Here is a 14,670-nt window from a genome sequence, read left to right as displayed (position 1 = left end):
TTAATATAACCTTGGAGGATGCTATGAACTTTGTTAGTACACGCGGAAATGTAAATAAAATTGGTTTTATTGATACAGTCTTAATGGGATTAGCTAATGATGGGGGACTATTAGTCCCTGAGAAGATCCCACAAATTCCTGCAGATAAGTTAGAAGCAATGTCCCAGTTAACTTATCAGGAACTAGCATACGAAATCTTTTCCTATTATGTTGATGGTGAAATTCCAGACAATGAGCTAAAGGCTTTAATCGAGAAAAGCTATGCAACCTTTCGCCACCCAGAAGTAACACCTGTTCAAAAGCTGAAGGAAAACATGTATGTGCTAGAACTGTTCCATGGTCCGACCTTTGCTTTTAAAGATATTGCTTTGCAATTCTTAGGGAATTTATATTCCTATGTATCAAAGAAAACAGGTGAATCAATTCATATTCTCGGTGCTACTTCAGGGGATACGGGAGCCTCAGCGATTGAGGGAGTCAGAGGAAAAGAAGGCATTCGCATTTGCATTTTGCACCCACATGGCAAAGTAAGTAAGGTACAAGAATTACAAATGACAACTGTTGATGACAAAAGTGTTTTGAACTTAGCCATCAAGGGGACGTTTGATGATGGTCAAAGAATCATCAAAGAATTGTTCGCAGATGTGGATTTTAAAAACAAATACCATATGCGTGCGATCAATTCCATTAATTTTGTTCGTATAATGGCGCAAACAGTTTATTATTTCTATGCGTATTTCCAAGTAACAAAAGAGACAGGTTCACAGAGCGTTAACTTCAGTGTGCCGACTGGAAATTTTGGAGATATTTTTGCTGGTTATCTTGCAAAGAAAATGGGCCTACCGATTGGTAAACTAATCGTTGCGACCAACGAGAATAATATTTTAGAGGATTTTATCTCTAATGGAGTGTACAAGCCTGGTGAATTCAGGAGCACCTATAGCCCTTCTATGGATATTCAGGTAGCTAGCAATTTTGAGCGTTATTTGTACTACTTGCTTGGTGAAAATCCAAGCGAAGTATCTGCCTTAATGGAAAAATTCATGTCAGAAGGAAAAATTGTTGTGAACGAGGAACTGCTCCGCAAGGTAAAAGAGGATTTTGCAGCACATGGAGTTGAAGGGGAAGAATGCTTACAAACAATTACGAAGTACCATGCTGAAACTAGTTATTTATTAGATCCACACACGGCTTGTGGGGTCGCTGCATACGAAAGTTGTAATAATCCTAGTGAGGTTTGTGTCACACTTGCAACAGCTCACCCAGCAAAATTTAATGAATCCATCGAACGTTGTGATATTAAGCAGACATTCCCTGAACAAATAAGTCAATTGTTTAATAAACCACAGCATCTAGAAGTTGTTGACGCGGATAAAGATGAAATTGTACGTAAATTAGAAAAGCTTTTTAGTTTTTCTGCTAAGTAAATCCTAAAATAGGTTCATGGTAAAGAATCTAGAACTATAGTTTACATTATTAAATCATCAAGGTGGATGATGGTTATACGAGCTTTAAAAGCTGGTAGTAATATGCCATAAGGGTGACTCATAAGCAAACTAATTACGTTGATTTGACGTGTCTTTAAGTAAAAATATTGTCAATAAGAGAATGGTGGCGTTGGAAATAATTCCAGGCCACCATTTTTATATGACGGGCGTTAGCGTTCGTTAAAAAAGAGCTAATCGCGATATTGATTTTACTGGAGAAAAGTACCTTTAACACCCCTAATAGTCAAAAAATAGATCCATTATTAAATTTTATTCATTTTATTGTTTATATGCAATTGACGAAATGTGATCTATATGTGTAAAATACATATATAGTAATTTTGTTGAGGTGTAGTCATGACCAACTCTAAAAATGAAAATAATGTTACTCCATCTAAGAACTTTATCCTTCCATTTATATTATTGCTTCTTAGTAGGATGTCACTTCATGGCTATGAACTAAATCAAAAGCTTCAAGCTCTCGGTTTTAACACTCTTGACCAAGGAAATTTGTATCGTTTATTGAGACAACTAGAGAATGACAATCTTGTGCAATCTGAGTGGCATACAAATGGAAGCGGTCCTGCCAAAAGATGTTATTCAATAACTGATGTTGGTAAAGCGTACTTAAAGAGTCATGCTAGACAACTCGAGCTATACCAATCTATGCTCGATCAATTTTTAAAAATGTATTCTAGTTTTCTTGAGCTCTACATACCTCCGTTTCATAGGGAGGATAAAATAGAGAAATTTACAAAGTAAATGAGGAGGAACGAAGATGGTCCAAAAGATGATTCATCAAAAAGAAGAAGTCCTAAAAAAGGAAGTTAAAAAAGTGGAGGTTCCAAAAGTAGTGGAGCAAAATGAACCAAGCTATGTTACGGATTCATTTATTGAAACCTTTTGGGATCAATTTGAAGGTGCCGTATCTCGTACAAGAGATTATAGAGAACAACGCCAAGAACTTTACTTACAGGCTATAAAAGAAACAACAAAGTTCAATGGAGTATACCTCAAAACGTTAAAGGGTCTTTTTGAGCAAACAACAAAATTAAATGGCGAATTGCGTAAAGGGTTATTCCAAAACAACATTTTTAATACAAATGAATCTACTCATGAAGTGACTGAATCTTTAAAAAGTCATGTAAGTGAAGGAGCTAGTAAATTAGAGGAGCTTTATTTAACTCCAATTAACTCAGCCTTTGATTTAATTGAAAGAACTGAGAAGCTTTTTGAACAAAATAGCGAGGCATTTATTGAATATACAAATGAAGCACTGAATGCTTGGGAAGCTGTCACAGACAACTATTTAAAACAAGCTAGAAAAACTCATCAAAATATTGCCCATCAATTGGAAGATAGCGTGCGTGTACTTGTTGCTCCAAGTAAATAATGTACATATCTAAAGGAAAACACATTCTTAATCGGATGAGCACTTCTTTGTTAATAAATATCCTATATCGTACAAAAAAAGCAGCTTTACCTTCACGGCACGCTGCTTTTTTTATTTCTTGATTGCTGATGACATTTTACAACGGAGTATTCCCTCTTCATATTCTTACTTGAAAGAAGGTATTTGTAGTAAAGTGGAGTGAAACAAGTATGCATAACCTTAGTACTGAACAATTGCTAGAAGCATTTAATTCTGCTATTAAGTTAAATCTTTGCAAAGACTTTATTATACTCTTAGCTAATGAGTTAGATACACGATTTATTAATGAATCACCCAAAAATGATTATAAAAAAATTTTAAATCAGTATAATCAATCAGATTAGAATTTGAAATTAGTACAATATTTTTTCTGGTAGATAAGTTTAATGTTTTTCAGTTATAGATTACTCGTACCGTAAGAAGTATCAAAAGTCTTTTAGATAAAGTATTTATCCTTTATTCAGAGATCTTCCAAGAATAAGTTGGGTTTTGCCGTATAGAATTAAAATTCAGCATTCTATTAAAAATGGAGGAATTTTTATGAATGAACAAGAAAAAACTATATTTATGAGTGAACAAGAAAAAACTTTACTATACAAAACTTCTATCATTTTAAGAAAAGATACAAGCAAGATGAGTTTAAACGATATTATAGAAGAACTTGTTCATGTTATAGAATCAAAACAAAAGATGCCAGATTGCCAAATCAAGAATAGAAATTGAGCAAGCGAGACTATTAACGTTACAATTGAAATGAAGCAATATTAGGTTATAACAGCCCTATCCATTTAAACTTGGAGGGGTATTTTTCGTTATCTAGGATTTCAATTTCCGTAGTTAATTGGAAGAACTCATTCCCAAACATGCTCAAGTTTGTTTAGGAGAAGAGTAGCAGGTTAGTATCTCCCGTTACTCTATATATTACATCCCTGAATATCAACAATAAATTTGTAGACATTCCAAGAAAAACTTGGATTTTTCAGAAAACGGCTTATCATAGGACCGAATATACCAAAATAACATATACTCATTAGCTCACTCAAATTGTTTAAACCATCCCTCTTTTTTTTTCACCAGCCCCATGAATCAATACTAGTGGCTCCCCGCTGCCCATTCGTAAAGGTCAAAGAGTTTATGGGTGGGAGATAATCTACACTTTCCAGAACAGCGATCCCTTGAGGATTTTGAATTGCAATGTCCGTAAGCACCAATGGAATAACTAGTTCGCCCATGAAAGAAAGATTAAATGAAGGAAGGACTTAAAAATTTGCCGTGAATAAATTATAACTTTTCTCATCAACTTAAGAAATAAACAAATTAGAGAAGTAGGTGTAATAGGTGTCGCGGAACTTTTATCAGTGCTTCATCATAATTTCTTTAGGCATGGTCTTTTTACTAATGATGTCATCCTGCAGTCATTCACAAAGAAAAAATGGTAGTCCAAATAGTGTTCGAGAAAATACGTACAGTATCGAAAAGCCATCGCCAGAGAAAATGCAGGATTTTCATCCAGAATATTCAGAAACGGACGACCAGAGAGTTCAGGTACATAATATTAATAAAATTCCCCGTGAAGTTTTAGGCTTTTACACAGAACAGGAAGGCGGTTTTCCAGGTTCTCAACCTACATTTAACTCGCAATTCACCAATATAAGCATCATTGCACCCTTTTGGTACAAGCTTGATGATAAACGTCCAGGCAGTCTGATAGATTCCGTTACAGATGCTCATAAGAAAAAGGTTATTCTAAGCGCTCATGAAAAACAGGTGAAGGTATATCTAGTTGTTCACAACCTCTTTTATGAAACCACGGAGAAGGGTAAGCAAGTAGCGAGTAATGTACTTAATAAAGATAAAAGCCGGAGTGTTTTCATTCAAAATTTACGAAATGAAATAAATCAGTTCCGTTATGATGGTATTAATATAGACATGGAAAATTTGTATTTGACAGACAGAGATTCTTTTAGCCTAATGATTAAAAAATTGTCTGATACACTGCATTCTGATGGAAAAGTAGTGACTGTTTCCGTCCCGGCAAACACAGGTGATTCGCGTGCTAATCCCTGGTCACCGTGGTTTGATTACGCAAAACTTGGTCTATTTGCAGATCGGTTAATGATTATGACCTACGATGAACACAACGGAAACACAACACCCGGGTCAACGGCGTCGGCTGATTGGACAGAAGCAACGATTCGTTATGCTTTGAATAAAGGAGTACCAAAATCAAAAATTTTACTCGGTATCGCTGGTTATGGATGGGACTGGGACAAAACAGCTAATAAAGCTTTATATAGCTCCTATGCACTGTTAATGGAGCATAAAACAAAATATAAAGCTGAAATATTGTGGGACCATCGTACGCAAACACCTCATTTCAGTTATGCAGATGAAAAAGACCATATCCACGAGGCTTGGTTTGAGAATAGTGACAGTCTGCGGTCTAAACTAAACCTTGTAGAAAAATATAACTTACAAGGAATCGGGATTTGGCGACTCGGCTTAGAAGACCCTATGTACTGGAAGGCCATACCCGAGACAATAAAAGTAAAAAAATGATGATCTATGAATGAATTTTCCCTACAGAAAGTAAGACATATAAAAAAGCAGATCCAATAAATCTGCCCAGATTCTCGATAAAGGTTCATTTTCTCGGCAATAAAGGTCATTATTGAATACTACACCGTTGATTGGAGCGGAAGGCGCGAAGACTCCTCTCCTGCGGGAGTACGGGGCAGGGGAAACTCCGCAGGAGCGAAGCGACGAGGAGGCTCCCCGGCACGCCCGCGGAAAGCGAAGCGCCTGGAGCGCAAATCAACAGACAAGTTGAAAATCCTATATATTAAAATTATTTTAACAAAGGTCCTATATTACTATTAAAATAGTAGCTGAGGTAGAAAGAAATGGTAAATATGGCTTTCGAAGTTTTTTCGTAATCGGGATACTATATAGATATAATTACAGCATATTAATGTTCATATGAATACTATTTATCAATATAAAATTAGGATGTAAAAGGAAATAATGATACCACTAAATGAAGTAAGTTCCTAAAAGGGAGTGATAGTAAAATGCTTTATATATGGAATATTGAAAAGATCATAAAAGATACATTAGATAAGCACAATTTAAATATTGACTATGAATTTAACAATAATCTCACTGTACCTATGAGTTATAACATATCGACAAATACTATAAAATTTAATTATCTACAAGTTAACGGTTATATCAACAAAATTAGAATTAAAGAGATAGATGAAAACTTTGTTAGAATTATTCTTTATCATGTGATTGGGTATTACTTGGATTTTAAAAAAACAAACATGATCTTAGGATTCTAATGTATGGTGAAGATGAAGAAATAGAGAAGCTTAAATCTGAAATTGAAACGAATGCTTGGGAATACGGGAGAACATTGGTACCGGAACAACTGTTACTGTCATATGATAAAGTACGTGAATTAGATAAAACTTTAATAAAGGGCCAATTAACCAATATGTAATCATCTTTTTTACGTATGGGGTTTTGTCAGGAAAACTTCTTTTTCGTCGTTAATCAACTATTTTAGCAGTTTAAAATATATTACTCGTGGGGTGGATAAAATTGAAGGCGGATGCTGTTTTTGAAGGTGGTGGGGCTAGGGGAGTTGCTTTTATTGGAGCGATTCAAGCAATGGAAGAGGAAAAAGTAGAATGGCAAAGATTAGCTGGAACATCAGCAGGAGCTGTAATCGCTGCTCTTTTGGCAAGCGGCTACAAAAGCTATGAAATTAGAGATCATTTGAGCAAACTAGATTTTTCAAAGCTACGAGGTAGAACATACTTGAATCGAATTCCAATTTTTGGTCCCTTATTAGAACTAATGATTCATCTTGGAATATATAAAAACGATTACTTGGAAATCTGGATGGATTCACTTCTTATAGAAAAAGGAATTAAGACATTTGCGGATCTACCAGAGGAAAAATTGAAGATAATCGCTTCTGATGTTACGAATGGCCAAATGCTTGTTTTGCCAGATGATTTGGATCGGTATGGGATGACTCCTGCTGATTTTAAGGTTTCAACCGCAGTTATGATGAGTGCCTCTCTCCCATTTTTCTTCCGTCCCGTTATTTGGAAATCAAAAGACCGTAAAAAGTCCTACATTTTAGATGGTGGTTTACTAAGTAACTTTCCAATATGGATATTTGATACGGAAAACCCTCGGTTTCCAACGTTCGGCTTCCGTTTTGTGAAAGATAAAGTTAACATAGATCCAGTAATACCAACGCCCCTCCACCTTTTTAAAAATATATTTAAAACGATGATTCAAGCCCATGATCTACGACATTTGAACAATGAGACGATTGAACGTACCATTCAAATTCCAACTGGTGACATCAACACTACTGATTTTGAATTGGATCCGGCTGAAATCGATTTTCTCTATATGTCAGGCTATTCTTCTACAAAAGAATTTTTATCGAAGTGGGATTTTGAACAATATAAGGTTAAAAGAATGCAAAGATTAAAGAATAAGTAGCTGAAAAGGCCATTTCTCAAACTTTATTTAGAAAATAAATTAAAAGTGAATGTAATCAGGTGCACAATAGCAAGAGCACCTAATAGATACGTACCGATATAGAGTAGAACTTCCATTAGTTTCCTCCTCAATTTTTTACACTTCAATACTTAAGTCATTATAAACAAGGTATATTGAAAAAGTTGTCGATATTCCTCATTTTAAATGAACTGTTAACTTCTTTTAATAAAAGAAAAAAATTTTCATTGTTTGACTTATGTTTGTAAAAAAAGCCATGCTACTCTAAGCACGGCTTTTCTCATTTCCACCAAATAATCTATGTTTAGTCCAACAAAAAGGAATGTTTCAAATCGAATGGTGTTCTGTTGAAATTCGTATAACGCTTTATGTAAAGGTGCAAGAAGATGTTTATTACTTTTGCAATTGCAAAACGGAGTTAATTGAACCTAGTATGATAAATTTAGATGATTATCAAAAAAGTTCTAAATATATATAACCTTTTCTAAAAAAGTTAGAATTTAAAAAAAACGGAATAAAAAATACAATAAAAAGTGTAAAGAGGATTTAAAAAATCTTATGGGGGGCAAAAGGAAATATAAGTTTAAGCATGTTTACTTCAAAAATGTAACCGGTATCAATTTTTTAAAATGATTAAAAAATAGGGGGACATGATCAATGAATGTTTGGCAACCAAATAGCCCATTAGGGGGATTACCATTTATTAAGAATGCAAGTTCAAAACGTGAATCAAGCTATGATCGAACAGGGGGAAATAGAGATTTTGTTGTAGTTGAACCTGGTACAACTGCAGTAATGGCTGATATCAAAGGAGCAGGGTGTATAAAACATATTTGGATGACAACAAGATGCTATGCTCCACAATATTTACGGAAACTTGTCTTAGAAATGTATTGGGATGGGGAGGAAAATCCAAGTGTAAGAGTTCCTTTTGGTGACTTTTTTGGAATAGGGCATGCAACCTGTAAGCACTATGTCTCCCTTCCTTTAAGTATGATCATGGGTGAGAAAAGAGGGCCTAAAGGACCATTTGCTGCATCAATGAACTGTTATTTTCCAATGCCATTTGCTGATGGTGCTAAAATTCAATTAATCAATGAAAGTGAAGAAAAAGTAGAGAACTTGTTTTATTATGTAGATTATGAAGCATATGAAAACAAGGAACAAATCCCGGATGATCTTGGAAGATTTCATGCCACCTGGAACCGTGAAAACCCTTGTGAAAAGGTAGTGTTTAACAGTGATATTGAAAACCCGGCACCATGGGACCTTCCAGGTAAAAATACAACGGGTGATGAAAACTATGTCATTCTAGATGCTGGGGGGAAAGGGCATTATGTTGGATGCGTATTAAACATTGATAATTTTGATGCCTCCAATCAAGAGTACACATGGCCAGGCGAAGGTGATGATATGTTCTTCATTGATGGAGAACAATGGCCGCCATCCCTCCATGGTACAGGGACAGAAGACTACTTTAATGCAGCATGGGGCTTCCCTAGTGGAGAATATGCCGGTCCTTATCATGGTGTATCTTTAGGAAGCGATGTACAAGAGCACTTTGGAAAATGGAGCCTATACCGTTTCCATATCGAAGATCCAATCCGTTTTAACAAATCGATTCGCGCAACGATAGAGCATGGCCACGCAAATGATCAAGGAAATGATTATTCTAGTGTTGCTTATTGGTATCAACTGGAGCCTCATAAACCACTTCCGGAGCTTCCTCCAGTAAAAGAACGCCTTCCTAGAAGATGGCCAGAACATGGTTTGTGGGATCGATAATTTAATTCAAAAATCAAGGGGGCTGTAAAGGGTGAAGAAAAAAGGAATCCTATCGATTGCTTCTCTATTTATAGTATTATCTATCTTTTTATCGGGATGTTCGGAAGAAAAAACAGGAAGTTCAGAAACAAAAGGTGACAATAAATCCATTACTGTTCTTGTTGAAGGGGGAAGCCCAGCATTTAAGGTGGCAAAAGAAACAGCAGCTGAATTTAAACAGAAAACAGGCTATGAGGTGAAAATTGAATCGGTTCCATATACCGGAGTCTATGACAAACTAAAGGCTGAGGTAGCTTCACAGGCAGGAGCTTTCGATGTTGCAACAATTGATATTCTTTGGTTTCCTGCTCTTGCTGGTGGACTTGTACCGTTAGATGATCTAATGGTAGATGACGTTAAAAATGATTTATTTCCAGGTCTAGTAGAAGGCGGTAGCTATAATAATGAAGTTTATGGAATGCCTGTATGGACGAATGCAAAAAATTTAATCTATCGGAAAGATTTATTCGAAGATCCAAAGAATAAAGCTGATTTCAAAGCAAAATATGGCTATGACTTACATCCCCCAACAACATGGGATGAATATAGGGATACTGCAAAGTTTTTTACTAGAGATACCGATAATGATAAAAAAGTTGATATGTACGGAACAACGGTATTTGGTGCCAACAATGGGGATGCAGTTGCTAGTTGGCTTGATCATGCAGCTCAAGCAGGTGCGAAACCCTTGGTTGTTGGTGATAATGGCAAAGTTCTTGTAAATACGAAACCGTATGTTGATTCTTTACAATTTTTAGTTGACCTTTTAAAGAAGGATCAATCGGTTCCAGCAGGAGCACTTGAAATGGCATCTGCTGAAACTTCTGAGCTATTTTGGAATGGAAAATCTGCAATGATGCTAGCATGGGGTCACTTTTATGTCCCTTCAAATGACCCAAAACAATCAAAGGTGGCTGGAAAAGTAGGAAGTGCCCCAATGATCGGTGGAGGAGCAGGAATAGGTGCAGTACCAGGTCCATGGTATCAGGTTATCCCAAGTTCTTCAAAAAAACAGGAGATCGCCAAAAAGTACCTGAACTTCATTTATGATAAGAATGAACTATTTATGAAATCATTGGGAGTAGCAGCCAGAAAATCTGTTTTTGAAAATTATAGCACGAAAAATGGTTATGAGCATTTGCAACCGCTTATGACAACATTAAGCGGACCACAAACTCAAAATCGACCTGCTATTAAGGAATGGCAGCAAATCGAAAGTGAAGCACTCATCCCAGCCGTGCAATATGCACTTTCAGGAGAAAAGACACCACAGGAGGCACTTGATTGGGCAGCGGGAGTAATAAAAGATCTATTGCCGCCACAATAAAATGAATATGTTTTGATAGAACCTTTTCATGGGCCCTTTATTCCATGAAGAGGTTCTTATCCAAAAAATACAGTTTTAACATATTAATAGAAAGGAGTGGATTTCATGAGAATGAAAAATGGGGCATTATCGACCATGTTTTTCTTTCCTGCAGGTATCTTTATGTTGGTGTTTCTGGTCTATCCAATATTACTTTTAATCAGAGATAGTTTTTATAAGATAGATTTAATAAATCCTTCATTAAGAGAATTTGTCGGCTTTGCTAACTATACAAGCTCGTTGACTTCCTCACGATTTTTAAAAGCACTTTGGAACACAGTGGTTTATATAGGAGTAGCGGTGTGTATCGAGTTTATCTTAGGTCTGACCCTTGCATTGCTCCTAAGTAATGCTTTCAAAGGAAGCCAATTTATTCGGACACTATTGTTAAGCCCGCTAATGTTAGCACCTTTAGTAACAGGATTAATTTGGAAATTCATGCTTAATGATCAATTCGGCATCATCAACTGGGGGCTTTATAAACTAGGACTCCTCTCTGACCCACATCAAATACTCTGGTTATCCGACTCCCGTTTTGCACTTTATTCTACGATTATTGCAGATATTTGGTTAACAACACCTTTCATAATGCTCGTATTATTAGCAGGTATTAAAGGAATTCCCATTAGTTTATATGAATCTGCTGAAATTGATGGGGCTAATAAATGGCATAAGTTTCGTTACATTACGTTTCCTTCGCTTATTCCGGTAGCAACAGTAGCATTACTAATTCGTATTATTGATGCTGCAAGAACCTTTGATATTGTTTGGGTGCTTACACAAGGGGGACCAGGTTTTTCTTCTGAAGTGCTAAGTACATATATGTATAAGACATTAACTCGTTATGGAGAAGTCGGGCAGTCTAGTGCAATGGCGGTAATCTTTATAATCATTTTATTAATCCTAAGTTCTTTCTTCATTACAAAAATGTGGTCTCCTAGGAAAAGACGTGGATAAAGATAAGAGAGGTGAAAGATAGAATGGCCCATATGCCAATAAAAGAAACAATGGTAGGAAAACCGGTTTGGATCACTAATTTTTATTATAAACATAAAATATGGACGATGATTATATTTTTGGTCACATGTTTACTGGCTTTATTATTCTTAGGTCCGTATATCTATCTATTGTTAACGTCCTTAAAACCATCCGCCGAGGCAGTTACTGCACCACCGAGGTTATGGCCTTCGAAATTTTCGCTAGAAAATTATAAAAACATGCTAAATACCTTACCGATAGGGAAATATTTTTTGAATAGCTTAATTACTGCAGGCGCTAGTACCATTTTAAGTGTATTTTTTGGTGCAATGGCTGCATATGGAATCTCTAGGTTCTCTTCCATTACTGGAAATTACTTTTTGTTATTTACCTTAGTGATAAGAATGGTACCAATGATTAGTATTGCTATACCGATGTATATGATAATAAAAAGTATGGGCTTAATTGATACCCATTTGGCCTTAATATTGGTGTATACCAGCTTGAATGTACCGTTTGCCATTTGGTTATTAATTGGTTTTTTTGACTCGGTTCCTAAAGAATTTGATGAAGCGGCTAGGGTGGATGGATGCAGCTGGATCGGTTCCTTTATACGCATTATTCTTCCTGTTTCACTCCCTGGACTGGCCACAACAGCTATCTTTACCTTTATGTTGGCATGGAATGATTTTTTGTTCTCGTTACTTATGACCAGTACGAAAGCAAAAACGGCTACAGTAGGAATTTCAGAATTTTTAACAGCTTATAATCTTGATCTAGGGCCAATGACAGCTGCTGCCATCTCATTTAGTCTACCTGTAATGATATTTTCCTTTTTCGTTCAACGTTACATTGTAAGCGGTATGACATTAGGAGCTGTTAAAGAATAACTTTTTTTATAATCGATAGTGGAATTCATATTCAAAGCTTAAAATTTTTTAGACTGGAGCGGGTGATGCTTTCTTAGGAGGGATTATTCATAAATTAATAGAATATAATGTATATCCTTCCTATTTGAAGTTTATTGAGGTGGTTGAAATGGAAAAGTTTGCTAATTCTGTTGCTTCCATATCTGTCACAAGAAAAGGAGGTATTCCTAGCATGCCTAAACTTGAAGAAGTGTAGGATCTAAGATGGAGGGAACGTAAAACTACTCACCCTGGATATCTATCAATTAAAGAGCTTTGGTCATAGTGATTTAGATCAACTTAAATCGAAATATGAGAAATTTAATGCGTTATCATGGACAAAATTTTTAAACTGGAGAAACCACATGCCTAAACTAATGAGACTTATCGACTCTCCAATCAAACGTAAAATTATCTTATTAGCTTTGTTTTCAGCTCTTATACCTTTACTTGTTATTGGTCCTTTTACGTTCATTTATTTTAATAAAGTAATAGAAAATAAAGTATCTACAACCATTAATAACTTTTTAAATATTGTCGATTGGAATATAAATGCATTTGTAAGCAATGTAGAAAATGTATCTAATGGCATCTTTCTCTCAAATGAAATTCATGCATATTTAACTTATAAAAAAACAGATCCAAAGTTATACAGATTAGAGACTTCATCCCTAGAAAACCTAAATAATATAACGGTAGTAAACAATCCTTTTATTAATGCCATTTATGTTGGTAATGAAAATCACGGATTTTTGAAAATAAACCGTGGGGAACGGAATATTAAAAATAACATCTATCAAACAATAAAAAAGTCCAATATCTATCCGCATTTGATTAATGGCCAATGGCAAGGTGAATGGTTAAATGGTAGTGATTTAAAACTTGTTAAAGATAGTAACCATTCTTTACTTTATGGTAGAAATATTAGAGACCTTGGAACGAAGGAACAAATGGGGTTAGTACTTATAGATCTTGATCAATCTTATTTCGAGAATATGTTTAAAAATAGTAATCCTCCTGGAGATATTTTGGTGTTAGATGAGGATAAAATTTTGTTCTCGAGTAGTGATCATAGTTTCTCTCCCTCTCAGGTAGCTAAAATAATTCAAGGGCGTGGTAAAAGCGGGACAATTAAAAAAGTGATGAATGGAACGCAATATTTCTTTAATTATCATACAAACAAGAAAACCAATTGGGATGTTGTAAGTATTATCCCATATAAAAATATTGTTCGTGAGGTAAATCAACTTCGATTAATAACGATCTCTTTATTAGTGCTAGCGCTCATATTGTCCTTGATCATAGCCTTATTTATAACTAGGAGAATTACAAAACATTTAAGTTTGCTGCGAATGGTTACTGAAAAAATGGAAAAGAGAGAGACTGTAGTAGGTATTCATTTTAATAATGAGGATGAAATTGGACAAATTGGGAACCGAATTGTTCACCTTTATAACTGGAATAATGATTTAACCAAAAGGTTATATAAATCACAAATTAAGGAAAAAGAAGCAGAGCTATTAGCCTTGCAAAGCCACATTAATCCGCATTTTTTATATAATACTTTGAACACTATTTTTTGGATGGCGGAGAAGTTAAAAGCGAAGCAGATTGCAAAAATTGCAATTAATTTGTCAAAAATCTTTAAACTTACATTAAATGATGGAAATCATATTACCTTTGTTAAAAATGAAATGGAACAAGTTAAAAGTTATCTGGATATCCAAAATATTCGTTTCGACCATAAAATCATCTATACATTTAATATCGAACCTGAAATCATGGAAGAAAAAATCATTAAATTGCTGTTACAGCCCATTGTAGAAAACTCTGTCTACCATGGTTTAGAACAACAGGAAAGAGGAACCATCATGATTGAAGGCTATAAACAGCATGACGGTTTAGTTTTTAAGATTAGTGATACTGGAGAAGGTTTTGACATGAACGAGGTGGATATTAACACAAAGGGTTATGCTTTGAAAAATATAAATGAACGATTGAAACTTTTTTATGGAAAAGAATATGGATTAAAGATCGAGAGTGAAATAGGAAAGGGAACGACCGTTTATCTTAAGATTGGCCTGAATAATGACGGAATCATCCATGACAATTTTTAAGGGGTTTTCTATT

General features: G+C 35.2%; 13 protein-coding genes and 1 pseudogene. All 14 read left to right on the top strand.

The features are described from left to right. The first annotated feature begins 23 nt into the window (after positions 1-23). The 14 genes and pseudogenes from thrC to J7E63_RS13400 all read left to right on the top strand — a co-directional run bounded on the left by thrC (position 24) and on the right by J7E63_RS13400 (position 14,657). A complete protein-coding gene (gene thrC, locus J7E63_RS13465; protein WP_215013009.1) occupies positions 24-1,427 on the top strand; it encodes a threonine synthase in 1,404 nt (467 codons plus the stop codon). Between the two features lie 417 nt (positions 1,428-1,844). After that, entirely contained in the window at positions 1,845-2,249 is a 405-nt protein-coding gene (locus J7E63_RS13460; protein ID WP_215013007.1) for a helix-turn-helix transcriptional regulator, read from the top strand. Between the two features lie 28 nt (positions 2,250-2,277). After that, entirely contained in the window at positions 2,278-2,880 is a 603-nt protein-coding gene (locus tag J7E63_RS13455) for a hypothetical protein (protein ID WP_215013005.1), read from the top strand. 209 nt (positions 2,881-3,089) lie between these two features. Continuing rightward, positions 3,090-3,263: a sporulation histidine kinase inhibitor Sda gene (sda, locus tag J7E63_RS30145; protein ID WP_215013003.1), complete on the top strand. Its 174-nt coding sequence runs from the start codon at positions 3,090-3,092 to the stop codon at positions 3,261-3,263. A gap of 196 nt (positions 3,264-3,459) precedes the next feature. Further along, positions 3,460-3,642 (top strand): hypothetical protein, encoded by a 183-nt coding sequence (locus J7E63_RS13445; protein WP_215013002.1) that lies wholly within the window; start codon positions 3,460-3,462, stop codon positions 3,640-3,642. A gap of 615 nt (positions 3,643-4,257) precedes the next feature. Then, positions 4,258-5,478 carry a glycosyl hydrolase family 18 protein gene (locus J7E63_RS13440; protein ID WP_308161954.1) on the top strand — a complete coding sequence of 407 codons (1,221 nt, stop codon included), beginning with the start codon at positions 4,258-4,260 and terminating at the stop codon, positions 5,476-5,478. 784 nt (positions 5,479-6,262) lie between these two features. Further along, positions 6,263-6,424 carry a hypothetical protein gene (locus tag J7E63_RS30335; protein ID WP_308161953.1) on the top strand — a complete coding sequence of 54 codons (162 nt, stop codon included), beginning with the start codon at positions 6,263-6,265 and terminating at the stop codon, positions 6,422-6,424. Positions 6,425-6,525: 101 nt separating this feature from the next. Then, the gene (locus J7E63_RS13430) at positions 6,526-7,446 is read left to right on the top strand and encodes a patatin-like phospholipase family protein (protein WP_215013000.1); all 921 of its coding nucleotides are present in this window, start codon (positions 6,526-6,528) and stop codon (positions 7,444-7,446) included. Positions 7,447-8,121: 675 nt separating this feature from the next. After that, positions 8,122-9,249 (top strand): glycoside hydrolase family 172 protein, encoded by a 1,128-nt coding sequence (locus tag J7E63_RS13425; RefSeq protein ID WP_215012998.1) that lies wholly within the window; start codon positions 8,122-8,124, stop codon positions 9,247-9,249. Between the two features lie 31 nt (positions 9,250-9,280). Further along, a complete protein-coding gene (locus J7E63_RS13420; RefSeq protein ID WP_215012996.1) occupies positions 9,281-10,615 on the top strand; it encodes an ABC transporter substrate-binding protein in 1,335 nt (444 codons plus the stop codon). A 105-nt stretch (positions 10,616-10,720) separates the two neighbouring features. Next, positions 10,721-11,611, top strand: a complete 891-nt coding sequence (locus J7E63_RS13415) for a carbohydrate ABC transporter permease (RefSeq protein ID WP_251033520.1) — start codon at positions 10,721-10,723, stop codon at positions 11,609-11,611. A 23-nt stretch (positions 11,612-11,634) separates the two neighbouring features. After that, positions 11,635-12,522: a carbohydrate ABC transporter permease gene (locus J7E63_RS13410; RefSeq protein ID WP_251026658.1), complete on the top strand. Its 888-nt coding sequence runs from the start codon at positions 11,635-11,637 to the stop codon at positions 12,520-12,522. A 64-nt stretch (positions 12,523-12,586) separates the two neighbouring features. Then, positions 12,587-12,757: pseudogene (locus J7E63_RS30500) on the top strand (carbohydrate kinase); the annotation flags it as partial. Between the two features lie 148 nt (positions 12,758-12,905). After that, on the top strand, positions 12,906-14,657 hold the full coding sequence (locus J7E63_RS13400; RefSeq protein ID WP_215012994.1) for a sensor histidine kinase: 1,752 nt from the start codon (positions 12,906-12,908) through the stop codon (positions 14,655-14,657). Positions 14,658-14,670 lie beyond the last annotated feature (13 nt).

It is taken from the genome of Bacillus sp. ISL-75 (genome assembly GCF_018613095.1).
Note: the sequence above shows the minus strand (reverse complement) of the source record. Positions and strands in the feature narration are given on the sequence as shown.